The following is a 26,969-nucleotide window of genomic DNA, read 5'->3' as shown; positions in this document are numbered from 1 at the left end:
TTTCCTCTCTGAATATTTATATGATAATTAACGAATGACTTTACCGTCTTTGGCGACGAGTTTGCCGCCGATGTAAACTCTTTCAACGTTCTTGAGCTGCGGATATTCCGTGACCACGATGTCAGCCGTATAGCCTTTCTTGAGTTCGCCGAGGTTCGGCGCGAGCAGCGGCAGCACTTCGGTGACTCTTGAAGTCCCCTGTCTCACCGCTTTAGCGAGGCCGACGAGCTTCTTCTCGAGCGCCGCGTGCTGGATGGCTTCGAGCATCGAATCGCTGTGTCCGGCCGCGAAGTCGGTGGAGATGACGTCGATGAGGTCGTTTTCATAGAAGGCGTAAAGGTTGTCCGGCGTGGCGACGAGGTGCTTCGCGCCCCAGGGATCATGTACGGCGGCGTCGAGCACGACGCCGGGGAACTGCTTGAGGTAGCGGCCGTTTTCGACGCATTCCTCGGTGGTGAATAGGTAGTTTGAGTGACAGCAGATAAGTGTGTTAAGGCCCATCTTCGCGATCTCGTGGACGATGTACTTAGAGGTCGGAGCGTTGTGGATCATCAGCGGCACGTCGTATCTCTTGGCGAGGTTCGCCGCTTCGCGGTATCCGTCAAGGGCCACCTTCACTGAGGCGAGCGTCGTCTTGTAGACGATGTCCTTCGTCTCTTCCGGCGTGAGAAAGCTGTCAAGCTTGGCCTCTTTGAGCGCCGCCGCCACGCGGTCGCGGTCATAATATGATTCTTCTATATAGCGTCCGAGGACGGAGAGCTTCATCGCGCGCGCCTGGAGGTAGTCTATGTCCTTGCCTTTGCGCTCTTTGACCGCGCGCGGGATGTAAAGATAATCCTGACCGCCGCCGCCGAGCGTATGGCCGCCGCCGACTTCGCCGATGCAGACCGCGCCGTCCGCGAGCATCTTTTCAACGGTCATCTCTTTGTGCTTGGGCAGGAAACCTTTGCCGTCACAGAGCTCGCCCGCGTGGTAGTTGATCGGGGCGTGGGTCGTCGCCGTCTTGATACGGATCGGATGGGCCTTCTGGGCCTCTTCGACCTCGTCCATCGTCGCGAAACCGTCGACGTTGAGGACCGTCGTGTGCCCCTGGAGCAGGCTCCTGTCGAGGTGGTCGAGGATAAATTCGCGCCCGTAGCTGACGCAGCCGCTGGCAAACATCGTGCCAAAGGTCACGCCGTGCTGATGGTGGTTGATCATGCCGGGCATCACGCACTTGCCGCCGCAGTCTACGACCTCTTCCGCGTATGACTCAAGGTTTTCGTCATAATAGAGGTTTACGTCGGCGACGAGCCCGTCGACCTCAATGACGTTCGCCTTCTCCAATACTGTCTTGCCGTCTCCGGTTACGACGGTGCCGTTTTTAAATATCTTCATCTTATATCCTCCTGATATAAATTAGATTCTTATCCTTCAAAGAGACACTCGGCGCGGCGCGGATCAAAGCAGCAGCCCAGCCTCATCGATACTACTCTTATGCCGCTGGCCCTCTGCGGCCCGACCTTGACGAAGGTGCCGAGGACCGTGGTCTTGCCTCCGAGCCCCAGCGCGCCGTAGCCGGATTCGTTTACGGCGTCGGTGATCCTCTTTTCCATCTCCGACTGCACAAGGAAGTTGCCCTTGGCCATCGCCTCCATGCCCAGCGAGGCGGCCTCATAGTTGGAGCGGCCGATGCCGAATACAAGCACGCAGGGCAGACAACCCAGGAGCTTCGCGCCCTCGGCGCCCCAGGCGATCATCTCGTCTATCACCGTGTCGACCGAATGTTTATGGAAGACGCGCAGCGTCTTGCCGCGGATCTCGGGACCGCCGCCGTACATCATCACCGTCAGGCGGATATCTTTGCCCGGAACATGTCTTGTCTGAATAGGGGCCATCGCGAGCGCGCCGGAGTCGTCGGAGAGCCCTCCGCTCTGGCTTATGCGTTCGGCGTCGTTTCCCATCACCGCCATCGGGCGGCCCGGAAGCGTCCTCAAACCTTTGGCGACGCCTTCCTCCACCGCTTTGTAAAAACCGGCGGGGACGACGCATTCTTCGCCCACTTCAAGGAAGAGATGGGGGATGCCCGTATCGTCGCAGAGCGGGAATACCTTTGATTCCGCGATCTCCGCGTTTTCAAGGATATTGTTGAGTACCCATCTGGCGTGCGGGCTCTCTTCATTCTCCGCCGCGCGCTTATAGGCCGCTATCTGGTCTGGACGAAAGACCGTGCTTGCCCTGACCAGTGTATCCGCCGTTTTTTCCGTAACTTCCCTGCAATCTATCATCTTAATTACCTCCGCCGGCCCCTCTTAGTCATAGATCGATTCGCCGTGAGCGATGGCGACTATAGCGGGGAACTTTTCGACCTCGACCTCGTAAAGCGCCTCCATGCCCTCTTCGGGGAAGGCCACGACGCGCTTGCTTTTCATCGTAGCCGTCAACAGCGCCGTGTTCGGCGGGGTGACGAGGAAGATCGAATTATTTTTCTTCAGAGCCTCGACCGTTTCTTTCTTGAGGCTGCCTTTGCCGATGTGCATTTTGACGCCGGCCTCCGAGAGCGCGGGAATGCTGCCCTCAATATCGAGCTTGTTGCTCGATGTCGGCCCGATGCCGGCGGGGCTCACCGCCGTGTGAAAAACGGCCGCCCCTTTCAGAAAGATCCCCTTTTCCTCACATGTTCCCTCTTCGATACACTTGACGACCTTCGGCAGCACCGCGTCGCGACCCGTAAAGATCGGCCCGTAGATCTCGACCATGTCATACACGTGCAGCTTCTTTATCGTCTCATCGTCGACCGGCATCTTTATCTGCATATCCGCGCCATCCCTTTCATAATTTTTATCTCTTGCTTATATCCATATTGTGGATATAATATCTTCTATGTGGTGATTACATCATACATAGTTTTATCTCGGCTGTCAATAACGAAAAATTTCTCTATCTGGTTTGAGGTGATGTTATCTGTTAAAATTCAGGAAAATTCATTGAGCGGTTAAATATATTTTCAATAACAAGGAGAAATGTCTTATCACATTATGTTTAGGCTTATAATACGTTTCGCGGAGGTATGAGAGATGAGCGAAAAACAATTGGAGACCGGAACTCAGGCCATACAGAGGGCCCTTGCGATATTAAACTGTTTTACAAGAGGAATAGACGACCTGTCGCTGACGGAGATCTCGAAGCTGGTGCAGATACCATATTCCACCGCCTCGAGGATCGCGGGTATACTGGAGCAGGAATCTTTCCTTATACGCGATAAAAGCACCAAGCGTTTCAGCCTCGGGCGGCGGGTCTACAGCCTCGGCTACTGCGCAAAGCAGAATGATTTCCTGAGAAAGGTGACATATCCCTATCTCGTCAGGCTGAGGGATGAATTTGGAGAAACGGCGCTGGTCTACATCAGAGAGGGCGATTACCGCATCTGCTTTGAAAAGGTGCCGGCCTTTCACAGCTTCAAGTTCTCGCCCACCGTCGGCTCAAAGTATGTGCTGTGGGCCGGCGCGGGCGGCAGGGGTTTCCTCGCCTACGCCACGCCGGAGGAACAGGACAGCTTTTTAAAAGATACAAGGAACCTTACGACATTCACGACGACGGACCGGGCAAAGTTAATGAGGGAGCTTTATAACCTCTGTAAAAACGGCTACAGCTATTGCATCAACGAATACCAGGAGGGCTTCTCTTCGATCGCGGGACCGATCGTCGGGAACGACGGCAATATCCTCTGTACGATCGCTGTCACCGGGCCGAGCGCTAGGTTCACCGACAACATCGTCAAGGGGCTGAAGGAGCGCATTCCCCAATACTGCGCGGAGATATCCTCCACCTTCGGATGGAGCGAGCCCGCGGAAAACCCTGATTTCCTATTCAGGAGCCCTTCGCTGGACCATATCATCGGCAATATGTAAAATCCTCATAAATGAAAAATCGTGGACCTCCGAAGTGATCCACGATTTTTCTTTGTCCATAGGGAAGGTCACGCCGCGCTAGTCTTTCTTTTTCACCTGCTTTGACGGATCGTCGCAGATCAGCGTGCCGGCGATCGCGAAGTTATCGTTCTTCATCTCGTTGATGATGATGCGCACGGAGCTCTGCGGCACCTCCATCGTCTCGCAAAGGACCTTCGTCATCCCCGTCACCATCGCGCGTTTCTGTTCCACGGTGCGTCCCTCTTTGATGTTTACCATAACGATCGGCATCTTTCGCATCTCCTTATTATGATTATGAAATATCGGCGGTTGCGTGTAAAATATAACCCGTATTTTAATCGCTCTATGGCTGAGGTGTCTATATGGACGGCGGTATTTATATATTTCTGGGTTTCTGCCTCGGCGCGGCGCTCGGCTCTTTTGCCAACGCGGCGGCCATGCGGACGGCGGCGGAGAAAAAATGGTGGGGACGCGAACGTTCCGTCTGCGACAGCTGCGGCCGGACTTTATCGTCGTGCGACCTCATTCCAGTAGTCTCCTTCATCGTTCTTCAGGGCCGCTGCCGCGTCTGCCGCGCCCGCATCCCGCTGCGCCATTTTGCCGCCGAGCTTTCGTGCGGAGCGCTTGCGGCCATCTTCGTCTGGAGATTTGGATTGACGCCGGCGCTCGCCTTCGCCGCGCTCTCAGTTCCCTTCATCGCCTTCCACACGCTCACGGATCTTGACACTGGTTATATCTACGATTCATGGGCGATAGCGATGGCGGCCTGCGGCATGCTGCTGCGCGCCGTTCACGGCTGGGGCGGGCTGTTGGACGGCCTCTTCGGCGCGCTCGCCGGCTTCGGGGTGATCGGGACGATAATCATCGCAAGCCGCGGGCGCATGGGACTTGGAGACGCGGTGCTGATGCTCGGCGTCGGCGCTTTCATGGGATTCAGGCTGACGCTGCTCTCGCTGTACCTCGGCTTTATGAGCGGCGGCCTCGTGGTGATACCCCTGCTGCTTGCCAAGAGGGTCACGCGCAAGACCGCCGTGCCGCTCGGACCGTTTCTTTGCGCGGGGATGGCGTTCGCGATGTTGTTTGGGGAAAAGATTTTGTCCTACCTGGGGTATACGGCGCAATGGCCCTGGGCCGTGATCTAAAAAATTTTTAAGTAATAATTTAAGGAGGAACAACTTATGAAGAAGATTTTATCGCTCACAGCGGCGCTCCTGCTTGCCGCGGCATCCGCCGCGACGGCGGCCAACATCGTCCTGCCGGAACCGGATAAAACCGGCGGGCCCTCCGTTATGGAGGCGATCCCCACCCGCGCCTCGGCGGAACAGCGGGATTTTTCCAAAGAGGAGCTTTCGCTGAAAGAGCTCTCAACTATACTCTGGGCGGCGACGGGAAAGAACCGCGAACCGAAGGGCTGGACGGTGCCGATGGCGATGGGGCGCGAGCCCTACGTCTCCGTCTACGTTCTGCTGAAGAGCGGCGGCTATCTTTATAATTGGGAGAAAAACGCGCTGATGCAGCAGACGGCGGAAAAGAAGCTGACGAGCCGCGCCGTAACGCAGGACTTCGCGAAGAGCGCCCCCTGTATACTCGTATTCGTGAGCAAGGGAACGATGAACGTTGAAAATTACAACTACATCGCCACCGGCGCGATGTCGCAGAACGTTTTCCTCGCCGCCGAGGCGCTCGGCCTCAAGGGACGCTTCCTAGCCTCTTTCAACAAGGTAAATATAGAGGCGGCGCTGACGCTTGGCCCGATCATGAAGATAACCGGCGTCATGGCAGTCGGCAGACAATAACCGATAAAAACACAAAACGGCCTGAGATTTTTCTCAGGCCGTTTTGTGTTTTTGCACACTCGTTCCGGTTGCAAAAGCCGCGCAAAAGCTATATGCTTTAGCTGAAGTAATACCAGAAACGGAGGTATCACTATGAGTTTTGTCCCCGCGCACATTTTTCGCGAATATGATATAAGAGGCATCGCCGATTCGGAGCTCACCGACGAACACGTATTTCTCATCGGCAGGGCCTTCGGCACCTGGCTCAGCCGGCGAGGCGTCACCGAAACCACCGTCGGGGGCGACGCGAGGCTTTCCACCGCGCGCATAAAAGCGGCCGCGGCACGCGGCCTGAACGCGGCCGGCGTCAATGTCACCGATATCGGCCTCGTCTCGACGCCGACCTTCTACTGGAGCCTCTACCGCTTCGAGGCGGGGGGAGGGATCATGGTGACCGGCAGCCATAATCCGAAAGAGTTCAACGGCCTGAAAGTGGCCTACGACAGAGCCACGCTCTGGGGCGACGACATCCAGTCGATCTACAGGATGATAACCGCCGACGACATGACGGCGGCGGAGAGGCCGGGCGTCTATAGGACCGCAGACATCAGCGCCGAGTACATCGACATGCTCGTTTCAAAGATAACCCTCGGACCGCGCCGGCCCAAGATCGTCTGCGACTCGGGCAACGGCACCGGCGGCCTCTACGCGCCGGAGTTCCTGCGGCGCATCGGCTGCGATGTGACGGAGCTATACAGCACGCCGGACGGACGCTTTCCCAACCATCACCCCGACCCGACGAAACGCGAGAACCTCCCCGCGCTGATCGCCGCGGTAAAGGAGGGCGGCGCGGATTTCGGCGTCGGCTTCGACGGCGATTCCGACCGCATCGGCGTCGTCGACAACGACGGCGAGGTAATCTGGGGAGACCGCCTGATGGCGCTCTATTGGAGCGAGATCCTGCCGAAACACCCCGGCGCGGTGGCGATCTGCGAGGTAAAGAGTTCGATGGCCCTGCCGGAGACGGTGGAGAAGCTCGGAGGCAGGCCGATGTGGTGGAACGCGGGGCACTCGCTCGTTAAGGCGAAGATGCGTGAAGAACACGCCCTCTTCTCCGGCGAGGTCTCCGGGCACATGTTTTTTGCCGATGAATACTTCGGCTATGACGACGCCTTCTACGCCGCCGGACGGCTCGCGCGCATAATCTCCAACACCGAAAAAACACTCGCGGAGCTGATGAGGGACATCCCGCTCTATCCCTCGACGATAGAGACGCGCTACGACTGCCCCGACGACGTCAAGTTCGGCGTGGTAGAGCGCGTCAAAGAGGCGGCTCTCGCGGAAAAGCTCAATACGATCACCGTCGACGGCGTGAGAATAATCTACAAAGACGGCTGGGGGCTCGTCCGCGTCTCAAACACCCAGCCCGTGCTCGTCGCGCGCTGCGAGGGACGCACGAAAGAGGCTCTGGACGAAATAACCAAAGACATGAAGCGCCGGCTGCTTGCGGCGGGCAGTCCTGACTTTGAGTGGGGTTATTAAGGAACGCGGTTCACAATATATAGATAATTTTGAGGAGGAGACGGACCACATGCAGTGTTCTCGCGAAGTTGAAGAAATGGTATGTGTGGCAAAGGGCGCCAATCACGGCCCCGCGCCCATCCCCGAAGAGGGGAAATGGATAGAATCGAGGCAGATAGGAGACATCTCCGGCTTTACGCACGGCGTGGGCTGGTGCGCGCCGCAGCAGGGCGCCTGCAAACTCTCGCTCAACGTCAAGGGCGGCGTCATCCAGGAGGCGCTTGTCGAAACGATCGGCTGCTCGGGCATGACCCACTCGGCGGCAATGGCGGCGGAGATACTCCCCGGAAAGACGATCCTTGAGGCGCTCAACACCGACCTCGTCTGCGACGCGATCAACACCGCGATGCGCGAGCTCTTCCTCCAGATAGCCTACGGAAGGACGCAGAGCGCCTTCTCTGACGACGGGCTCCCAGTCGGCGCGGGGCTGGAGGATCTCGGCAAGGGGCTGCGTTCGCAGATCGGCACGATGTACGGCACGCTCGAGAAGGGGCCGCGTTACCTTGAAATGGCGGAAGGCTACGTCCTTGACCAGGCACTCGACAAAAACGGCGAGATCATCGGCTACCGCTATGTATCGCTCGGCAAGATGATGGAGGCGATCCGCAAGGGCATGGACCCCAAAGAGGCCCTTGAGAAAAACACCGCCGCATACGGCCGCTACGCAGAGGCCGCCAAGATAATAGACCCGCGCAGGCAGTAGGAGGAAACGGCAATGGCAAACTTTGAAGGTTACGAACGCAGGATAGACAAGATAAACTCATTCCTCGCCGGAATAGGCTTCGACTGCCTGGAAGAGGCGCAGCAGCTCTGCCTTGACAAGGGCGTCGACGTCGCCGCCATCGTGCGCGGCATCCAGCCGATCGCCTTTGACAACGCCGTCTGGGCCTACACGCTCGGCGCGGCGAACGCGATAAAGAGCGGCAGCCGGACGGCGGCCGGAGCGGCGGAAAAGATCGGCGAGGGGCTCCAGGCCTTCTGCGTCCCCGGCTCCGTCGCCGACCAGCGCAAAGTCGGCCTCGGCCACGGCAACCTCGCGGCAATGCTGCTGCGGGAAGATACAAAGTGCTTCTGCTTCCTCGCGGGACATGAGTCGTTCGCCGCCGCCGAGGGGGCGATAGGCATCGCGCGCACGGCAAACAAGGTGCGCAAAGAGCCGCTGCGCGTCATCCTGAACGGGCTCGGCAAAGACGCCGCCTACATCATCTCACGCATCAACGGCTTCACCTTCGTGGAGACGCTCTACAACCAGTACACAGGGGAACTTGAGGTAACGATGGAAAAGCCCTTCTCCGACGGCGACAAGGCGAAGGTCAAATGCTACGGCGCCAACGACGTCAACGAGGGCGTGGCGATCATGCGGCACGAGGGCGTCGACGTCTCCATCACCGGCAACTCGACAAACCCGACGCGCTTCCAGCACCCCGTCGCCGGCACATACAAAAAGTGGGCCGTCGAGAACGGCAAGAAATACTTCTCCGTCGCCTCGGGCGGCGGTACGGGACGCACGCTGCACCCCGACAACATGGCAGCCGGCCCCGCGAGCTACGGCATGACCGACACCATGGGCCGCATGCACAGCGACGCGCAGTTCGCCGGCAGCTCCTCCGTCCCCGCGCATGTCGACATGATGGGCCTCATCGGCATGGGCAACAACCCGATGGTCGGCGCCTCCGTCGCGGTGGCCGTCGCCGTCGAAGAGGCGGCAAAAGCCGGCAAGTTTTAAGGACGCGGAAACGACCGAACCTAAGATAAGAGATAGGCCGGACCTTTGTGTCCGGCCCGTTTTTTCGTTGGCATCACATTTTCTCATTTTTATTTCTTCACATAGAAACTCAAAATTTCAAGCATAAAAATTACTGATTTAAAAATTGACATATAAACATGATTATTTTATAATCTGGATTATTATAAACAACACGTTTTCAGCATATTCACAAAATTTAAATATGATACGGGAGAGGAGCGTGCGCCGCAAAAAGGCACTGCTGTATTTGACATAAAAACTATTTTAAACTCAAGAGGAGGTCATATTGTGGAAAACACGTCAGAGAAAAAGACAAAATTGAAAGCGTTGAACCCCATCGTCTTACTTGCAATCATCCTGGTCATCGCGGCCATCGCGACCTACATAGTCCCGGCCGGCGTATACGAGCGCGTTATGGACCCGACGACGCAGCGCGAGGTCGTCAACCCGCAGAGTTTCAAATACATCGCCCAGCACCCGGTAGGATTTTTTGAGTTCTTCATGTCAATAACGCTGGGAATGCAGAGAGCCGCCTATATAATCTTCTTCCTCTTCCTCGTCGGCGGCGCTTTCGGCGTAATCGAAGCGACCGGCGCGATGAACGCCTGCCTGGCATCAGTCGTAAAAAGAATGGACGGCCGCGAGCTCGTAGTCATCCCCGTCTGCATGATCATCTTCGGCTGCGGCTCGGCCTTCGCCGGTAACTTTGAGGAATATCTGGTCTTCGTCCCCTTGATGATCGCGGTCTGTGTCGCGATGGGGTTCGACTCTCTGACGGCGATCGGCGTAGTTTTCTGCGCCGCGGCGTCGGGCTACGCGGGGGCGATGACGAACCCATTCACCGTCGGCGTCGCGCAGGGGATATCCGGGCTGCCGATGTTCTCCGGCATCGTTTTCCGCGCCGGGGTCTTCATCGCGCTGATAACCGCGAGCATCATTTATGTCATGCTTTACGCGCGCAAGGTCAAAAATAATCCTGAGCTCAGCTCCGTTCACGAGATAGACCTTGAATATAACAGCCACACCCATGCCGCCATCGCCGAAGCCCAAAGCAAGGGCATGACGACGCGCCACAAGCTCGTGCTGCTGACATTCGTCGCCGCCATCGCCGTACTCGTCTACGGCGTGCTCAAACTCGGCTTCTATATCGACGAACTGGCCGCGCTGTTCGTCATTGTCGGCATCGTCGCCGGTATCGCCGGCGGGCTGAAAGCCGGCGAGATCGCTGACGCGTTCCTCAAAGGCTGCGACAATATGCTGTTCGCCTGCATGGTCATCGGCCTATGCAACGCCGTCATCATCATCACGGAAAACGCCTCGATCATGGATACGATAATCCACTCCCTTTCCAGACTGCTCAACGGCCTGCCGCCGGCGATAAGCGCCTGCGCGATGTTCGTCGTTCAAGACATTTTCAACGTCCTCGTCCCCTCTGGTTCGGGGCAGGCGGCGATCACGATGCCGATCATGGCCCCGCTCGCCGACGTCATCGGCGTGACGCGCCAGACGGCGGTCCTGGCCTTTCAGATGGGAGACTCCTTCACAAACGTACTCGCGCCGACCAGCGGCGAAGTCATCGCGGCGATCGCGATGGCGAAAATCCCCTATGGAAAGTGGGTAAAATGGCTGCTGCCGCTATTCGGCATCTGGTGCCTGATCGCCTTCGCATCGCTGATCATCGCGGTCACGGTCGGATACGGGCCCTTTTAAAAAACATTCCCGGCCGGATCAAAGGTCCGGCCTTTCTCCTTTTCTTAATTCTCCCCCAAAAGCGGAGCCCCGATCTCGAACGGAACGGGGCTCTGTCTTCTCCGTTTATTTTATATCCTCCCTGTCATCTACCTCTCCAAAGCCAGCTCTTCGAGCAGCTTGACAAGAAATCTAGCCATTTTGTTGACGGACGAAAGGCTCATGCGCTCGGAGGGGGAATGGAGGTTCCACATATTCGGTCCGACTGAGATCGCGTCAAGGCCGGGTATCACGGCGTAAAAACATCCGCACTCAAGCCCCGCGTGCAGTACGACGTTTTTTTGCGCCTCGCCAAATTCCCTCGCGTAAACCCGGTTGGATATTTCCTTCATCTTGGAGCCGGGATCATAACTCCAGCCGGGGTAGCGTCCGAAGGTCCTGAACCGTGCGCCCAGCAGTTCGGAAAGCATAGCGATCTTATCCGCGATATACGCGGCCGTCGAAGGATATGCGGCGCGTATCTCACATATTATCCGACAAACGTCCTCCTCAAGATGCAGCTCGCCGAGGTTGTCAGAGCTTTCAACGACATGTTCCATCCGGTCGCTCATTGCGGAGATACCGTCGGGGGAGAGGCAAAGCGCCCGGATAAGCCGTTCCGTACAGGCCGCGGAGAGGGCCTGCGAAGCCGTGGCTTCCGTAACGGAGAGCCGCAGCTCCGGCGCGGCCGCCAGGTATTCCTCTTTAAACGCCATCTCCATTTCAGCGAGCGCCGTATCAAAGGCTTCCGTGTTTTCCCGGGGAACGGCCGCCGTCACCGAGGCCTCGCGCGGTATCGCGGTGCGAAAGTTTCCGCCGGAAATATCGGATATCAGCACGCCCAGCGGTTCGCAGCGCCTAAGGACACGCCCGATGAGAACGATGGCGTTTCCGTTGCCGCAGTGGATATTTTCACCGGAATGCCCTCCCGGGAGCCCCGAAAGCCCTATCGTTCTGCATACATGACCGCCGTCCAAAGGTATCCTTTCGACCGGAAGCGCGAGCTCGGCGGCCATTCCCCCGCAGCTTCCCAGCACGACCTCGTTGTCGGCGGCATGGTCGATATTTATCATCCTGCGCGCCGTAAAAAGGCTCCCGTCGATAGAGAGCGCCCCGCTCAGGTCCTCCTCCTCCGCCGTGGTGAAAACAGCCTCGATACGCGGATGCGCGAAGCCGTCCGACTCAAGGATCGCCATTATCAGAGCCACACCGATGCCGTCGTCGGCTCCCAGCGTAGTCTTGCCTCCAGTCGAGATCATGTCCCCGTCTATCTGATAAGGAATGGGATCTTTTTTAAAATCATGCTTATACGACGGCGACTTCTCACAGACCATATCCATATGCGCCTGGAGGATGACGGCTCCCGCAGCCTCGTTCCCCGGCGAAGCCTCCTTGCGGATCACCACGTTAAAATGTTCGTCCTGCGCGGCTTTCAATCCAAGCCCGCGCGCCCACTCGCAGAGATAATCGCTGATCTTTTTCTCGTTGAAGCTGCCGTGCGGAATGCCGCAGAGCCTCGTGAAATGACATATGGTCCGGTCCTCAAGCAACTTCATCTTGTCAGAAAGCATGGTTTGCCCCCCCTTTAAGTTTATTTTGCCGTCTCCAGCAGATAATCGAATACGGCAATGAAACGTCTGTGCTGCTCCTCCGGGTCGATACGTTCGCCGTTCGCTAGCTCATGGAGATAGGTCTGATTGAGCCGCGGCACTATGGCCGACAGATACGGGGCATTTTCCCGCTTTACAAAACCGTCTTTCACCAGCTCTTCCACGATCGGTTCGTCCCTGAGATACATATTTCCCTGTGTCAGCATCTTTCGCACCGAGGGCGTATGCTCTTTCAGCTCGTCGGGAAAGAGCGTGTAGTACTGCACGGTCACCTCGGGGAGCTTTGAACTTTGGCTTCCGAAAAACATATTATAAAATATCTCCGGCGAGCGAAAGGCAAAATGATCGAAGGTCTCGTAAATGACGCGATAGCGCTGAAGCGAACTCATCGGCGCCTTCAATTTGCCGCTGAGCGCGGAGACATAATCCCGCAGGTACGACATCGAGGCGAAAAGCGTCAAATGCTGAAGATCTTCAAAATAATTGTAGAGCGTCGCGCTGTTATACCCGGCGATCTCCGCGATCCCCCGTATCGATAGCGCCTGTATGCCATCGGATGACATCAATTGCCGCGCCGCCTCGATAAAATAGATCATCACTCGTCTCTTTTTTATGCTCAGTTTTTGGATATCCAATGGCGCACACCCCTTTCTGTAAGATAGTGCCTCGCTTTTTATTGTAATAATCATGATTATAAATTAATCACATATAAAAGTCAAAGCAGCCGGCGATACAATAATCTTCAAAATTCAACGGTAATATGCGCATAACTTGTTGACACTACCATGGCATATCAATAAAATATAGAAAATCCGGACTTCAATGAACTGAAAGAACAGGGCACCAGCGAAGGAATCATAAGCATTTGCTTTAGGATAGGCGGGCAATATTAAATCCGTCTATTGCCCATTTAAAACAACGAGGTATCTTGTGATGTATATCCCTCGGTGTAAAGTTTGAGTTAACATTTTTGAGAGATTTTGAGGCTTGAAAATGAAACTGTAATACTAATTTTTTTAGGAGATGAGAGTGGGTATGAGTAAGTTGTTAAGGCAAATTGTTTTTCTGGTGCTAATGGGAGTGTTGGTCGCAGTGAGCGGCGGTTGCGGCGGCGGAAGCGATTCCAAATATCCTGTTGTGAATGCAGATGGCGCCATACTTCCAAAAGATCCAACCAATTGGACCGCGGCTGAAAAATCGGCTTGGATAAATCAGGGAACTCTCCTGCTGGATCAGATGGTCTCTACTGAATTCAGAGGCAGAATGGCCGGAGACATCGGTTATGAACAAGCGGCAATGTGGGCCGCCACAAACTTTAAAGCATGGGGACTTGAGCCGCTGGACGGTAGTTACTTCCAGGACTTTAACATTTCTTACAGTATGCCCATCAACAAATCGCCTGTAATCAAAATTTTAGTTGACGGAAAGGTATGGAAATCCACAGAGAACGGTGATTATATTGATGACGAGTTTGTCAAGGATATTATGTCCGCTCATGGTACCAATACAGGGACGGTCAGAAGTAAATTAACCTTCCTGGGTTATGGTATTGATGCCACCGCGGCGAATGTCTATGCTAACACTGAATTTAAACATATCAATCCGGCCACTGTATATCGCAACGATTTTAACGAGTATGCCGGGCTGACATGGGATTCCGGATCCGATCCCGCTAATGACATTCCGAATAAAACGCTTCTGGACGTTGCCGACCGTGTCGTAATTTTCAGGAACGCCACTCCCAATTCTTTAAGCAATGTGGATTACCGGCCTACTCCGATTTTAGGCGGCGCCCTTGAGGCTGAGGAGTATAAATACACCGTGGGCAACGATTGGATCCGCCATGACGAACATTATGTCAAAATTGGAGTTGCCAGACAGAGGAAAGCCGCAGGGGTGCTTTACAATCAGATGGTTGCCAACCCCAACATCCGCTATCAGCCGCCGGTAGGCGATAATGTGTTCCAGATTGCCTTGGTCGGCAGTATCGGGCGCAATACAAAAGACGGCACGCTTAGTGAAACCACATACACCAACGGTACCGGCGACAGCAGATTACTAAACGACCTCTTTGCAAAACAGCTTGAGATCGAGGCGGCTTCAGGAGGTGCCAAGCACACGCTTACCGACCTCATTACCCGCGCAAAAGCTGTTAAGAGCCCAAATAAGGACGGCAACGGCCCGGTTCGCAGCGTCCCCATGAAGAATTTTGGCGACGGGAAGGGCGACGTGCCAGACTACCCACAGTTCCTTTACCAGGCGACGGCCGATCTTTTTAAAGGCCCCGACAGCACGGTAGGAGCCTTAAACAGCCCGTATGATAAGAATTATGACGCATCGATCGCAACAAATTCCTTTAATTTTGATGATCGGATCGAAATTGAAATTACGACTGAAGCACAGAGCCGTGTAGATGCTAAAGCCATGAATGTTGTTGGAGTAGTCCGAGGAAGCGAACTTCCCGACGAGTATGTAATCTATATGACCCATTTTGACCACTGTGGTTTCGTGGGCCCGTATATGACCGCAGGTGCGGCTGACAACGGAGGCGGCAGTACGGCGAATATGATCGCGGCTCGTTACGCTGCCATGATGGCGGCCGCCGGAAATAAACCCAAGCGCAGCTTGGTCTTTATTCTTGACGGAGCGGAAGAATCAGGTATGAATGGCGCGAAAAAAGCAGCCGCATGGTTTGCGGCCAACGGCAGAGAGAAAGTTAAGGCTGTATTCCACACAGACGCTACTTTCGGCAAAGGACACGGCGAGATCACACTTTCAACTAGTATGTCAGCCGGTTTAGCCCCGCTTGTAGATGAACTTCTGGATTCCAGCCAGGGCAGACATCACCCTTGGGGACAGGATGCTTCTGATGTCAACCCCGGAGCTACTATTACAATGAGCACTCCAACGAGCACGGGGCAAGCCAAATATGTCGGACGCCCCAGGACCGATACCGCCGCGTGGCAGGATGAAGATATGCCGGTAGTGGTTAATGTCTCCGCCCGTGAACAGGACAGCACTACGTCACTATATCATGCACCCTACAACGACCGTGATTATGTTGCGGATCGCCTGTTGGCTATTTTAGGCATAGCTACCGCTAACAATATGTATACGGTGGCTAATAGATAGCTAGATTTTTCTTATCGAGCCGGAGGCCTCTCATTATTTGAGAGGCCTCCTTTGATGGGACTGCTAGGCGGTCGGATCAGATCTTTGCTCCCTGCGGTTATGTTCACTAACAGTGGTTGAGCCGCCGTTGTGTATCCCTGTTCGTAATATTCTTTCGCTTTGAGTGTTGCCTAACGTGCGTTTCTGCCGGGACGAAAGCCGCAGACGGCGTCTGAGAATATAATATTTTCTCAGACGCTTGCTATAAGCAATCGAAACACGCCGGAATATCGGCGGCAGAGGATCACTGGCGCGGCACGACGGATAGAAAGATCAGTTCTTCACTGCCGTCATTGACGATACTATGTGAATGCCCCTTGGGGCAATAGTGACAGAGCCAAGGAGAGAGTTCCTCCGTGCCACCGTCATAGAGAGCCATCCCCCTGCCCTTAAGTACATAGACAATCTCGCTGCCGTTATCATGGAGGTGCATTCCGACCGAAGCACCGGGCGCAAGCGTGCTGTAGGCGATGCGGTTCGTTCCGTCAAAAAACATCCGCGCCTCGGTCTCCTTTTCGCCACCGTAAAAATTGTGGATCACACTTGCCGCGATCTTTTCAAAATCTATAAGCATCGTAATGACCTCTTCTTTAAATTTCATATTTACGAATACATAGCTTAGCGCCAAACCCGGCAAAGTCAAACGGGCCGTATAAAATAGGCAAAATGGCGGCCCGTTGCCGTTATTTTTACCCTCCGCGCAATTTCATTATTTTTTATATTAGATACCAAGCAACGCTTTTAAGGAGGGGATCTTATGAACGAAAGCCCGCGCAAACGCGTATGGGTCGTAACGAGAATAGACGGGGGGCGAGCCGCCGCGGCGGATGTCTTCGACAACGGTTCAGACGCGGAGAACTTTGCCGGTGAGATGTCGGTCGACACGAACAACCTCGCCGGACTTTTCCAGGTTTTGGAAAGTTCCCTGCACAGCCGTGACCCAGAAAAGTATATCTCTGTGCCGGAATCGATTGAGAAGCTGGTCGGCGGCCTATATAACGATCTGGCGCTCGGAGGAGGCACGGGAAAAGCGGCCGAATACATTGCCGCCCACAAGCCTGAACTCATCGACGAAGCCGTCAGGGCCGCCAGAGAGCGTATTGTCGAAATCCTCAAAGAAAAAGGACTCTTGCCCAAATAACTGACCATTCCCCGCGCACCCGCCTTTATGCTATATAATAGCGAGGATGAAAGCGGGGAATTTATTTTGGAATTATTTAGCTCTATACCACTTTTCGGAAGCATCGCCAACGCTGTTTTTATCGTATGCGGGGCCCTCGCGGGACTTCTTCTCCGCAAAAAAATCCCGGCAAAGATAATGGAGCTGCCGGTTCAGGGAATGGCGCTCTTTGTCGTGACGCTCGGCGTCGGCATGGCAATAAAGACACAACAGCCATTGGTGGTCATCGCCAGCATCGCCCTCGGTTCGCTTATAGGCGAACTGATGGATCTCGAAGGAGCGCTCGAAGCGGCGAGCATGAAGCTCGAAAACCGCATCGGAGACAGCGCGAAGGGATTCTCAACGGGATTTATAACGACAAGCCTCATTTACTGCACCGGTTCGATGGCGGTGCTCGGAGCCTTTGAAGAGGGGCTCGGCGGATACCCCTCGCTGCTCCTCGCAAAGGGGCTCATCGACGGCCTCACCTCCGTGGCAATGGCGGCCTCGCTCGGCTTTGGCGTGATCTTTTCCGCCGTCCCCGTCTTTCTCTATCAGGGACTGCTGACCCTGGCGGCCGGATGGATACAGCCCTTTATGTCCGAAGCGGCGGTAACGGAAATGAGCGCGACGGGAGGGCTTATGCTCATGGGCATCGGCATCAACCTGCTCGGCTTTATGAAAATACGGGTAATGAACATGCTTCCGGGCCTCATAGTCGCCGTCATACTTGTGAGGTTATTTTTTTAGGGTTTTTTGTTCATAAAGCCAAATAGCTCCTTTTTTCTCTAAGTTTAGGCGCGAAATTATATAAATTCTATACTATTTTCTGGAATTCACAAATATAACCTTATTTGCAGCCCCTTTACGGAAAAACTAATCAGGAATACAATAGTTATGTACGATAAAATTTGTCCTGCGAAGGGTACAATTTTAAAGTTACCGTCCCGCAAGGGACAAAAATACTAAGGGGGTTTTTTGTATGGCCGTACAGAAACGTACTTCCACCAACGTACTTCTCCACACAGCGTTGCAGAATTTCTATGACGCAGCAGAAGAGATGGGACTTGAAGACGGTCTCGTCGAAGTCCTCAGCCGTCCAGAGCGCGCAATCTGCGTCTCCGTCCCCGTCCAGATGGACGACGGCTCGGTAAGAGTATTCAACGGTTATCGCGTACAGCATTCGACAGTCTGCGGACCCGCCAAGGGCGGACTTCGCTTCCACCCGGACGTCAACCTTGAAGAGTGCGAAGCGCTTGCCAGCCTTATGACCTGGAAGTGCTCGCTCGCCGGTATTCCTTACGGCGGCGGCAAGGGCGGAATCTCCGTGGATCCCTTCGAGCTCTCACCGCGTGAGCGCGAAATGATGACCCGCACATTCGCAGCCCGCATCGCTCCCTTCATCGGCGACTGGACTGACGTTCCCGCTCCCGACGTCAACACCGGCGGCCCCGAAATGGTCTGGATCATGGACACCGTCTCCAAACTCCGCGGCCACCTCGAGCCCGGCGTCGTAACAGGCAAACCGATCGCCTACTGGGGATCAAAGGGCCGCACGGCGGCAACCGGACTCGGCGTTTCGACCTGCGTGCTCGAACTGCTCAAGACGCAGCACATCGATCCTAAAGACGCCACCATCATCGTGCAGGGCTTCGGCAACGTCGGGACCTACAACGCCCTCTTCCTCCAGGAAGCCGGCGCGAAGATCGTCGGTATCAGCGACATCACCGGCGGCTACTACAACCCGAACGGGATCGACATCAAAGCCGCGAAGGCCTATGTCGAGAAGCACCCGAAACGCATCCTCGACGGATACACGGAACCCGGCCTCGTGAAGATGAGCGGCGAAGATATCCTCGAGCAGGAATGCCTCGTCCTCTCACCCTGCGCCCTTGAAGGCGTCATCAGCGAAAAGAACGCCGGCAAACTCAAGTGCAAATACATCGTCGAAGGCGCCAACGGACCGACGCGTCCCGAAGGCGACAAGATCCTTGACGAGCGCGGCATCATCGTCGTACCTGACTTCCTCGCCAACAGCGGCGGAGTCATCGGCTCATACTTTGAGTGGGTACAGGACCTCGCCGGATTCTTCTGGACCGAGGAAGAATACAACAACCGTCTCGTCCCGATCATGAAGGACAACTTCAAGAGAGTCTGGGACTATGCTCAGGAGCACAACGTGAAGATGCGCCGCGCGGCTTTCCTCGTCGCCATCAAACGCGTTGCCGACGGACTCAAGATCAAGGGCTTCTTCCTCTAATAGAGGAGGGCTCCGATACAAAGCAGTTTAAGGGGACGGGCAAAAGTCCGTCCCCTTTTATAGTTCATATTTCCCTGCTAATAACGATATTTGTCTCTGTTCTGATAGATCATGTATGCTGTTATTATTACATATTTTTCCGCCTGACTGAAAAAATCAAGTCCGCATATATTCTTGATTTTTTGCAGCCTGTAGCGTACAGAATTAACGTGGACATTTTGTTTTTGCGCGGCTTGTTCCAAACTTACATTCTCAGCGACAGAAGAAAGCGTCTGCATTATGCAGTCATTATAGCGGCGATCATGCTCCGCCAAAGGCATAATGACCTCTTCCAGAAAGAAATCACTCTCCCGCGAGCCGGCCCCTCCCAGCAGTGCGAATTGCATCAAATTTTCTTTGTAATACATGACTTTGGGGATTTCACTATTTTTAAATAAAAAAGAATTTATCGCCATTTTTATACTGATGCTAATATCGGAGACTTTCGTCACGACAGGACCGATCGACACGGAAATCTCTTTATAGTTTTCCGAAATTTTCACTACGTTGTATAAAAAACCATGCGATAAGCCCTCTCCCTCCTTTTCACAACCTTGCCCATCTATTAGAAGAGTAAACGCATCGGCGGCCTTATCCCATATATACAGAAGATTTGGTTTGACAGCCATCAGGTCGACCAAGAATCGTTGGACTACAGAAAAATTAACCTTAGCATTGCCTTTCTTCGATTTACTATACTTTAATTGAACAGCTCTTATACCGGAGCTGATATCAATGGATTTTTTAGTCAAAAACTGAACTATATGTTCCTGATCTTTTCCCGGGCTATTCATAATCATATCCAATAATGAAAGCAGCGAATCATTTTCCTGTTCCTGTCTGTCAAGCCATTTTATCGTTATGATATTGACCAACTGGGCGACGTACAGGCGCTGACGTTCAGATAATACGTTGACGCTCAGCACCACAAGATAACCATAACAATAACCTCGCGCAATACAGGGGAAAATATGATATTCGTTTTCACAGAAATATTTCACCCTGTTGGAGTTCGAATTGATAATATCTTTTATGACCTGAAGCCTGTATTCATGATTCGGCAGTTTCTGAAAAGAACGCATACCGCGCAGCTGTTTAAAATCAGTGGAAATCGTGATCGCGATCAGGCCGGAACGCCTGGCAAAATCAAGCAGCATCGAGTCAGCGCTTCCGTTTTCCAGAGCCGTCTGAAAAAGATATGTGTAATAATCGTTCAGTTGGATCAGGACGTTGACGTGAGCCATATTGATCTCAAGGGTGATGCTCTTTATGATTTCGCGAAATTTTACGTCTTTGTCCACAACAAACAGAGGGAGATTAAATTCATCGGCACATCTCAGATACTCGGGCGGTATCTTATCGATAAACCGGTTGACCTTTATGCAGATTCCTGATGCTTTGTCGCACATGTTGCGTATGGCGGCAAGTCCGGCATCAATGTCGTCCTTGAATGCGTACCACGTAGAAAGGATAAATTCCCCGCCTTCGATCCACTCATAAAAGTCAGGGGCCTCCTGCACTGCCACATATGTCACATGACGGCTGAGACCGCCTCCGCCGGCCACAAGCCTGATATTATTTTTAAACATCGTGATCTCGGTGAGCCATTCGACATCTATAGATTCACGCATAATGCACCTCCCCCCCCCTTACCGGCATTATATCATATTTCCTCCACGGCATTTAGATTTTTATATAAAAATATAATAAATTACTTGTTATTTTATACAATTTAAGATAAATTTAACTTATCCAACATCTTACTATCAGTGTATTTTTACGTTTCTAATATTTCCTTAAAATAATCACCGAAGGTCTCATTTTATAATTTTCTACAAAAATATTATTTGTTTTTTATTTCACAAAACATGCACAGAAATACAGCTCCTTGATATCTTAAATGCGCACACACTAATAGGTTTTACAGAAGGCGCATAAAACACGCATTAAGTCAGCAACACAGCATGAAAGGTTGATGGTAAGCAATGAAAGAGGTATATGTGGTATCCGCAGCCAGGACGCCGCTTGGATCAATCGGAGGGACCCTGAAAAATACGCAGCCGGAAGAGCTGCTGAGAGTCGCTCTTGAAGGGGCTGTTTCCAAGGCAGGGATCGGCAAAGAGATAATCGACGAGGTGATCTGCGGACAGGCGAAGCAGACGACGGACGCCCCCAACATCGCAAGGATCGTCTCGCTCATGATGCAGATACCGGAGGCGACTCCGGCATACACCGTCCATCGCCAGTGCGCGTCCGGGATGCAGGCGATCCTCAGCGGCATGCAGCAGATCCAGTGCGGATATTCCGACGTCGTACTTACAGGCGGCGTGGAGAGTATGAGCACCGCTCCCTTCTATATCCGCAACGCCAGATTCGGCGTCGGCAACGGCAACGGCGTTTTTGTAGACCCTAACATCGAGAGCCAGCCAAAAAGCCAGCCCAATGACATCTACGGGACATTCTCGATGATACAGACCGCCGACAACGTGGCGAGACAGTTCGGCGTATCCCGCGAAGCACAGGACGAATTCGCCCTCGCGAGCCAGACAAAGGCCATCGCCGCGATAGATTCAGGGCGTTTTAAAGACGAAATCGTGCCGGTAATCATACCGCAGCGCAAAAAAGAACCGACTATCTTCGACACCGACGAATTTCCCAAGCGCGGGACGAATATGGAAAAACTGTCAAAGCTCAAGACCATATTCCCCGAGGGCTTCGTAACGGCGGGAAACGCCTCAGGGCGCAATGACGGCGCGGCGGCGGTCATGGTCGCGTCAAAAGAAAAGGTCGAGGAGCTCGGGCTGAAACCGCTGGCCCGCATCATCGCCGGCTGCGCCGCGGGGGTAGACCCGCGCATAATGGGAATGGGACCCGTCGCCGCGACGCGTAAGCTGATGAAAATGATCGAACCGCAAAACCTCAAACTTGATGATTTCGGCCTTGTCGAACTCAACGAAGCCTTTGCGGCACAGTCCGTCGCGTGCGTCAACGAACTCGGCCTAAATCCGGAAACAGTCAACGTCAACGGCGGCGCCATCGCGCTGGGACACCCGCTTGGATGCTCCGGAGCACGAATCTCAACAACGCTGCTCTACGAAATGCAAAAGAGAGACGTTCGTTACGGCCTTGCGACCATCTGCATCGCCGGCGGCCTCGGAATGGCGATGGCCTTCGAGAAGATATAAAGGAAAAGAGGTGAAAAGAAAATGCGGGAGATAACATGTTCAAAACTTTGTTCGTTTAACGAAGCGATGGAGCTGATAAAAGACGGGGATAGAATTTTTATCAGCGGTTTCGGCAATGCCGGCGACCCGAAACAGCTCATCAAGGCGCTCGTGGAGACCGACAAAAAAGAGCTTACGATTATAAGCAACGACCTTGGTTCGCCCAACATCGGGCTCGGGCAGCTGTTGACCAAAAAGAAGATAAAAGGACTTATCGGCACATACTACAACTGGAACACCGAAGTAGCCGACGCCTACAACGCCGGTGAAATCACGGTAGAACTCGTGCCGCAGGGCTCATTCGCCGAAGGCATCAGGGCGGCCGGCGTAGGAAGCGCCGGCTTTTATACCAAGACGGCCGTAGGAACTGAGCTCGCTAAAGGCAAAGACACCAAAGAATTTAACGGAGAGACATATCTGCTTCAGGAGGCGATTACCGGCGACGTCGCCCTAATATGCGCGGACAAGGCTGACGAACTGGGAAACCTCGTCTACCATAAAACTGCCAGAAATTTCAACCCTGTGATGGCAATGGCCGCAAAAACTGTAATAGCCGAAGTTGGAGAAATCGTGCCGGCCGGAGCGCTGGACCCTGAAAGCATCGTGACGCCGCATATTTTCGTGGACGCGATCGTACTGAGGAGCTGTTAGAAATGTTTACCTTCACAGAAGAAGAGGCAAAAGCCAGAATAGCTAAATACATCGCCAGAGAGTTCGACGAAATGAGCGAAGAACACGACCTGTTTGTAAATCTCGGCGTCGGCATCCCCACGATGGTGGCCGATTACACCGCGAGCAAACGCGTCTTTCTGCAGGCGGAAAATGGCATGCTCGGCGTGGGGCCGGTCGCCGACGAAGCCCATATCGACCCGCTGCTGATAAACGCTGGGCGCGCAAAGGTAACGGAGACAACAGGGTGCAGCTATATGGACAGCGCGGATTCCTTCGGCATGATCCGCGGCGGCCATGTCGACGCCACCGTCATCGGAGCCTTTGAAGTTGACGAAGAAGGCAACGTCGCCAACTGGATCATCCCCAACGGCAAAATGCTCGGCGTAGGCGGTGCGATGGACCTCGTATCAGGCGCCAAGAAGGTCTATATCGCGATGCAGCACGTATCCAAAAAAGGAAAGAGCAAGCTGGTACACGCATGTTCGCTTCCAATAACCGGATACAGCGCGGTTGATACCGTCGTCACGGAATACGCCGTCTTCAAATTCGAAAATGGACAAATGGTCTTGACGGCCAAAGCGAAAGAAGTATCTTTTGATGAGCTGAAATCTGTTACCGAAGCAAATTACAGCGTTGCACCCGATTTAATCGATATGGCAGATTAAAAAGGGCTTCATAACCGATAAGAAATAATTTTGGGGGTTATAATATTATGCAGAAAATAACCAAATTTTTTGTCCGTCTCGTGCAAAACATATTGCCGGACGCATACATTTTAGCAGTATTGCTTACCTTCGTAGTCTTTGGCGCGGGCGTAGTAGTGATGGGAAAAAGCCCTTTTGATATGATTTCCTTATGGGGCAACGGGTATCCATCTCTCTTCGTCTTTGCGATGCAGATGGTCCTTGTGCTGCTTACCGGATACGTGCTTGCATTGACTCCGGTTATGGAAAAAGTCGTCGATAAGCTGGTGGCGATCCCCAAGACGCCGAAATCCGCAATGGGACTGACCGCGATCGTCGGGCTCGTTTCATGTTACTTCAATTGGGGGTTCGGAATGGTGATAGGTGCCATCGTCGCCAAGGCAATGGGACGCAAGATCAAAGGCATCCACTTTCCGCTTCTTGTCGCGGCTTCTTATGGCGGCGAACTGGTGCGCGGCCCTTCATCTTCTATTCCCCTCGTCTCCGCCACACCAGGCAATTTTATGACCGAGCTTGGGATAGACATCGTTCCAGTAACTGAAACACTCTATTCCCCGTGGAATATCATTCTTACGATACTCATAGCCGCGGCACTTTTCACCTATTATTGTACGGTAAAGGCACCCGACGACGAAATCATCGAGTATAAAGAGCCCCTGGAAGAGGCTGTTATCGCTAAAAAAGAAAAGAGCGCGATGACTTTTGCAGAAAGACTTGAGAACACCTATATACTTAACATTTTGATCGCCCTATTCCCGCTTACCTACCTAGTGGTCAATTTTAACAAGCTGGGATTCAACCTCAACCTGAACCTCGTCATATTGATCTTTATGACCTTGGGGCTCCTATTTCACAGCACTCCGATGCAATACCTCCAGGCTGTAGCCAGAGCGATTACGGCGACAAAAGGAATAATTGTCCAGTTTCCATTATACGCGGGGATATCAAGCATGATGGTCGGATCAGGTATGGTTGAAAGCCTGTCCCTGTGGTTCGTAAATATTGCTACCCCGACTACATTCCCAATGATCACATTCCTAGCGGCCGGGCTCGTCAATATATTTGTTCCCTCCGGCGGCGGGCAGTGGGCCATACAGGGGCCTGTCATGTTGAAGGCGGCGTCCGCGATGGGCGCGAGCATTCCGCAGACGGTCATGGCCTTTGCGTGGGGCGACGGCTGGACAAACCAGATCCAGCCCTTCTGGGCCCTGCCGTTACTGGGCGTCGTCGGACTCAGTGCAAGAGACATAATGGGATACTGTGTGATATGGACAATAGTGTCGGGGATCATTATCTGCGGGGTATTTACGGTCCTTACCTTTATCTAAGCATCCCGGGGAAAATTTCGATTTTGCCTTAGCCAAAACCACCTTCCAATAAAAAGGAGAACGGACGCTGATCCCCCGTTCTCTTTACTTTATCTACTACTTTATCCCCACATCATCATATCACATGCGGGGGATAGGAATACACGGCGCTGAAGAACCTTCAACCTGACGCCTGCATCGAAAACATCTGCTATTTCTTGACATCCTAGCCCCAACGCCATATCTTTATACAGTTCAAACTGCGACAAGTGTAATATCTCGCGGTAAAATGTCTTGGGAGAACGTGGATGAAAAACCTTTTGCAGCTTTATCTCATATTTTTGAAGATCGGCAGCGTCACCTTCGGCGGCGGGCTCGCCATGTATCCCATTCTGTCTTATGAATTTATTGAAAAGCGCGGCTGGATAACTGAGGCCGAGCTGACGGATTACTATGCCGTCGGGCAATGCACGCCGGGGATCATCGCCGTCAATGTCTCGACCTTCGTGGGGAACAAAAGGGGCGGGCTGCCGGGAGGGATCGTCGCCACGCTCGGCTTCGTCACCGCGCCGCTTTTGCTGCTGATCGCTATCGCCGCCTCGCTGCGCAGCTTCGCGCAGGTCCCCGCCGTTCGCAGTGCCTTTGCCGGTATTCGCGTCTGCGTCTGCGTCCTGATCGTAAACGCCGTGCTGCGGCTCTGGAAAAACTCCGTCGTCGACCGTACCACGCTGCTGTTATTCGCGGCGGTCTTTGCCGTCAGCGCGGGTTCGCCTTATATGCCCTTTTCGGTCAGCCCGGCGCTCATCGTCCTCGCCTCGCTCCTCTTCGGGATAGCGTGGCGGCGAAGGATGGGAGGCAAGAGATGACCCTCCTGCTGCGGCTCTTCTATGAATTTTTCAAGGTCGGCCTCTTCGCCGTCGGCGGCGGCCTGGCGACGCTGCCATTCCTCTATTCTCTCTCCGCCAGGAGCGGCTGGTTCACGCCGACCGACATCGCGGATATGATCGCCGTCGCGGAATCCACCCCCGGGGCGATCGGGGTAAACATGGCGACCTTCGCCGGATATATGAGCGCGGGGATCTCCGGAGCGGCCGTCGCGACGGCGGGGCTCGTGCTGCCGTCGATAATCGTGATACTGCTGATCGCGAACCTGCTGGACAACTTTCAGGAACGCCCCGTCGTCAAGGACGCCTTTTACGGGCTGCGCCCCGCCTCGATCGCGCTGATCGCCGCCTCGGGAATGAATGTCGTCGCCGTGACCCTGCTCGACCTCGAAAAGTTTAAGGCGACCGGCGGTCCAGCGGATCTTTTCGCCTGGAAGGCGATCCTCTTAGGCCTCATTCTTTTCGCGGCGCAGAAGAGGCTGAAGTGGAGCCCGGTGGTATTTATCGCAATATCGGCGGCTGTCGGGGTCATCTTTAATTTCAGCGCATAGAAAAAGGCTATCTTTGGCAATACTGCTTTTTTTGTAAGACGTTTTTCAAATAAAACGGCAATAATTCCAATAAAAGACAGAAAATCATCATAAAATCTCCATATTTAAGTTGTATATTAACTTCCAGAGACAATATAGTTCGTTGATCCGAGCAATCCGGGAGTGATTTAGAATGACAACAATGAATATGTGGAGAAGATCGGGAAAACTTATCACAACATCTGTCCTTATCTCGGTGATGGCTGCCGCGGCGGCCTTTGCCTCCCCCCTGCCGCCGCAGCAGCAACAGCCCAACAAAGGTCAAGGGCAGCAGAAAAACCCGCCGGCGGTAAAACCGGCGCCGAACAATCAGCAGCCGGGGCAGTCTGCGCCGAAACCAAATCAGCCTAAGCAGAACCAGCCCGCGCCTAAGCCAAGTAATCCAGCGCCCAACAATCCGCCCGCGCCGAAACCGACGCCTGCGCCTAAGCCCGCGCCAAAACCAACGCCGGCTCCGCAACCGCAGCCGCAGCAGCCCCCGGCACCGCCGAAGCAGCACCACAATGACGGCTCGAACAATACGGGAGCGTTGGTTACGGGAGCGATCCTCGGCGCGGTGCTGACGACCGTCATCAACAATTCGGCCTCAAACTAGGAGGCGGCGAAG

The 26,969-nt window shown here is 53.9% G+C and carries 26 protein-coding genes; 18 read left to right on the top strand and 8 right to left on the bottom strand.

Annotation, left to right across the window (positions count from 1 at the left end; genetic code table 11):
- Window positions 1-27: 27 nt before the first annotated feature.
- Genes CLOEV_RS00725 through CLOEV_RS00715 form a run of 3 tightly spaced genes read right to left on the bottom strand, consistent with a single transcriptional unit; the run spans window position 28 to window position 2,795 of the window.
- Complete coding sequence (locus CLOEV_RS00725) at window positions 28-1,377, bottom strand: amidohydrolase family protein (RefSeq protein WP_008709236.1); 1,350 nt, start codon at window positions 1,375-1,377, stop codon at window positions 28-30.
- 29 nt (window positions 1,378-1,406) lie between these two features.
- Window positions 1,407-2,267 (bottom strand): fumarate hydratase, encoded by an 861-nt coding sequence (locus CLOEV_RS00720; protein ID WP_008709234.1) that lies wholly within the window; start codon window positions 2,265-2,267, stop codon window positions 1,407-1,409.
- Window positions 2,268-2,291: 24 nt separating this feature from the next.
- Complete coding sequence (locus CLOEV_RS00715) at window positions 2,292-2,795, bottom strand: fumarate hydratase C-terminal domain-containing protein (protein ID WP_008709233.1); 504 nt, start codon at window positions 2,793-2,795, stop codon at window positions 2,292-2,294.
- Window positions 2,796-3,056: 261 nt separating this feature from the next.
- On the opposite strand from CLOEV_RS00715, the gene CLOEV_RS00710 reads away from it, so the two are divergent.
- On the top strand, window positions 3,057-3,890 hold the full coding sequence (locus tag CLOEV_RS00710; protein WP_008709231.1) for an IclR family transcriptional regulator: 834 nt from the start codon (window positions 3,057-3,059) through the stop codon (window positions 3,888-3,890).
- 78 nt (window positions 3,891-3,968) lie between these two features.
- Here the strand turns inward: CLOEV_RS00710 and CLOEV_RS00705 are convergent, their stop codons facing one another.
- Window positions 3,969-4,181 (bottom strand): tautomerase family protein, encoded by a 213-nt coding sequence (locus CLOEV_RS00705; protein ID WP_008709229.1) that lies wholly within the window; start codon window positions 4,179-4,181, stop codon window positions 3,969-3,971.
- A 92-nt stretch (window positions 4,182-4,273) separates the two neighbouring features.
- Between CLOEV_RS00705 and CLOEV_RS00700 the strand changes: the two genes are divergently transcribed.
- The 6 genes from CLOEV_RS00700 (at window position 4,274) to CLOEV_RS00675 (ending at window position 10,724) form a co-directional block, all read left to right on the top strand.
- Window positions 4,274-5,053, top strand: coding sequence for a prepilin peptidase (locus CLOEV_RS00700; protein ID WP_034441329.1), 780 nt, complete (start codon window positions 4,274-4,276; stop codon window positions 5,051-5,053).
- A gap of 36 nt (window positions 5,054-5,089) precedes the next feature.
- Window positions 5,090-5,707 (top strand): nitroreductase family protein, encoded by a 618-nt coding sequence (locus tag CLOEV_RS00695; RefSeq protein WP_034441327.1) that lies wholly within the window; start codon window positions 5,090-5,092, stop codon window positions 5,705-5,707.
- A 132-nt stretch (window positions 5,708-5,839) separates the two neighbouring features.
- Window positions 5,840-7,228: a phosphomannomutase/phosphoglucomutase gene (locus tag CLOEV_RS00690; RefSeq protein WP_084482132.1), complete on the top strand. Its 1,389-nt coding sequence runs from the start codon at window positions 5,840-5,842 to the stop codon at window positions 7,226-7,228.
- Between the two features lie 49 nt (window positions 7,229-7,277).
- Window positions 7,278-7,970, top strand: coding sequence for an iron-sulfur cluster assembly scaffold protein (locus CLOEV_RS00685; RefSeq protein WP_008709224.1), 693 nt, complete (start codon window positions 7,278-7,280; stop codon window positions 7,968-7,970).
- 12 nt (window positions 7,971-7,982) lie between these two features.
- Entirely contained in the window at window positions 7,983-8,993 is a 1,011-nt protein-coding gene (locus tag CLOEV_RS00680; protein ID WP_034441322.1) for a GGGtGRT protein, read from the top strand.
- Window positions 8,994-9,302: 309 nt separating this feature from the next.
- Window positions 9,303-10,724, top strand: coding sequence for a YfcC family protein (locus tag CLOEV_RS00675; protein WP_008709222.1), 1,422 nt, complete (start codon window positions 9,303-9,305; stop codon window positions 10,722-10,724).
- 128 nt (window positions 10,725-10,852) lie between these two features.
- Here the strand turns inward: CLOEV_RS00675 and pepD are convergent, their stop codons facing one another.
- The gene (gene pepD, locus CLOEV_RS00670; protein ID WP_051484769.1) at window positions 10,853-12,313 is read right to left on the bottom strand and encodes a beta-Ala-His dipeptidase; all 1,461 of its coding nucleotides are present in this window, start codon (window positions 12,311-12,313) and stop codon (window positions 10,853-10,855) included.
- Between the two features lie 20 nt (window positions 12,314-12,333).
- Entirely contained in the window at window positions 12,334-12,948 is a 615-nt protein-coding gene (locus CLOEV_RS00665; protein WP_083829568.1) for a TetR/AcrR family transcriptional regulator, read from the bottom strand.
- A gap of 439 nt (window positions 12,949-13,387) precedes the next feature.
- On the opposite strand from CLOEV_RS00665, the gene CLOEV_RS00660 reads away from it, so the two are divergent.
- Window positions 13,388-15,484, top strand: a complete 2,097-nt coding sequence (locus CLOEV_RS00660; protein ID WP_034441320.1) for a M20/M25/M40 family metallo-hydrolase — start codon at window positions 13,388-13,390, stop codon at window positions 15,482-15,484.
- 283 nt (window positions 15,485-15,767) lie between these two features.
- Here CLOEV_RS00660 and CLOEV_RS00655 read toward each other — a convergent pair whose 3' ends face one another.
- A complete protein-coding gene (locus CLOEV_RS00655) occupies window positions 15,768-16,097 on the bottom strand; it encodes a cupin domain-containing protein (RefSeq protein WP_008709216.1) in 330 nt (109 codons plus the stop codon).
- Window positions 16,098-16,280: 183 nt separating this feature from the next.
- On the opposite strand from CLOEV_RS00655, the gene CLOEV_RS00650 reads away from it, so the two are divergent.
- The 3 genes from CLOEV_RS00650 to CLOEV_RS00640 all read left to right on the top strand — a co-directional run bounded on the left by CLOEV_RS00650 (window position 16,281) and on the right by CLOEV_RS00640 (window position 18,942).
- Window positions 16,281-16,664, top strand: coding sequence for a hypothetical protein (locus CLOEV_RS00650; RefSeq protein ID WP_008709214.1), 384 nt, complete (start codon window positions 16,281-16,283; stop codon window positions 16,662-16,664).
- Window positions 16,665-16,730: 66 nt separating this feature from the next.
- On the top strand, window positions 16,731-17,432 hold the full coding sequence (locus CLOEV_RS00645; protein ID WP_008709213.1) for a DUF554 domain-containing protein: 702 nt from the start codon (window positions 16,731-16,733) through the stop codon (window positions 17,430-17,432).
- Between the two features lie 232 nt (window positions 17,433-17,664).
- Window positions 17,665-18,942: a Glu/Leu/Phe/Val family dehydrogenase gene (locus CLOEV_RS00640; RefSeq protein WP_008709212.1), complete on the top strand. Its 1,278-nt coding sequence runs from the start codon at window positions 17,665-17,667 to the stop codon at window positions 18,940-18,942.
- 77 nt (window positions 18,943-19,019) lie between these two features.
- Here the strand turns inward: CLOEV_RS00640 and CLOEV_RS00635 are convergent, their stop codons facing one another.
- Window positions 19,020-20,612, bottom strand: coding sequence for a PucR family transcriptional regulator (locus CLOEV_RS00635; RefSeq protein WP_034441318.1), 1,593 nt, complete (start codon window positions 20,610-20,612; stop codon window positions 19,020-19,022).
- Between the two features lie 354 nt (window positions 20,613-20,966).
- On the opposite strand from CLOEV_RS00635, the gene CLOEV_RS00630 reads away from it, so the two are divergent.
- The 7 genes from CLOEV_RS00630 to CLOEV_RS00600 all read left to right on the top strand — a co-directional run bounded on the left by CLOEV_RS00630 (window position 20,967) and on the right by CLOEV_RS00600 (window position 26,957).
- Entirely contained in the window at window positions 20,967-22,166 is a 1,200-nt protein-coding gene (locus CLOEV_RS00630) for a thiolase family protein (RefSeq protein WP_034441316.1), read from the top strand.
- A gap of 21 nt (window positions 22,167-22,187) precedes the next feature.
- Window positions 22,188-22,856, top strand: coding sequence for a CoA transferase subunit A (locus CLOEV_RS00625; protein WP_008709209.1), 669 nt, complete (start codon window positions 22,188-22,190; stop codon window positions 22,854-22,856).
- A 2-nt stretch (window positions 22,857-22,858) separates the two neighbouring features.
- Window positions 22,859-23,542 (top strand): 3-oxoacid CoA-transferase subunit B, encoded by a 684-nt coding sequence (locus tag CLOEV_RS00620; RefSeq protein WP_034441314.1) that lies wholly within the window; start codon window positions 22,859-22,861, stop codon window positions 23,540-23,542.
- Between the two features lie 47 nt (window positions 23,543-23,589).
- Window positions 23,590-24,909, top strand: a complete 1,320-nt coding sequence (locus CLOEV_RS00615) for a short-chain fatty acid transporter (RefSeq protein WP_034441311.1) — start codon at window positions 23,590-23,592, stop codon at window positions 24,907-24,909.
- A gap of 287 nt (window positions 24,910-25,196) precedes the next feature.
- On the top strand, window positions 25,197-25,754 hold the full coding sequence (locus CLOEV_RS00610; protein ID WP_034441310.1) for a chromate transporter: 558 nt from the start codon (window positions 25,197-25,199) through the stop codon (window positions 25,752-25,754).
- Complete coding sequence (locus CLOEV_RS00605; RefSeq protein ID WP_034441309.1) at window positions 25,751-26,323, top strand: chromate transporter; 573 nt, start codon at window positions 25,751-25,753, stop codon at window positions 26,321-26,323. The genes CLOEV_RS00610 and CLOEV_RS00605 overlap by 4 nt, the downstream gene beginning before the upstream one ends.
- Before the next feature lie 172 nt (window positions 26,324-26,495).
- The gene (locus tag CLOEV_RS00600) at window positions 26,496-26,957 is read left to right on the top strand and encodes a hypothetical protein (RefSeq protein ID WP_034441307.1); all 462 of its coding nucleotides are present in this window, start codon (window positions 26,496-26,498) and stop codon (window positions 26,955-26,957) included.
- Window positions 26,958-26,969: the final 12 nt, after the last annotated feature.

Source organism: Cloacibacillus evryensis DSM 19522 (genome assembly GCF_000585335.1).
Lineage (GTDB): Bacteria > Synergistota > Synergistia > Synergistales > Synergistaceae > Cloacibacillus > Cloacibacillus evryensis.
The sequence above is the reverse complement of the archived record's forward strand: the minus strand, read 5'-3'. Positions and strand labels throughout refer to the sequence as shown.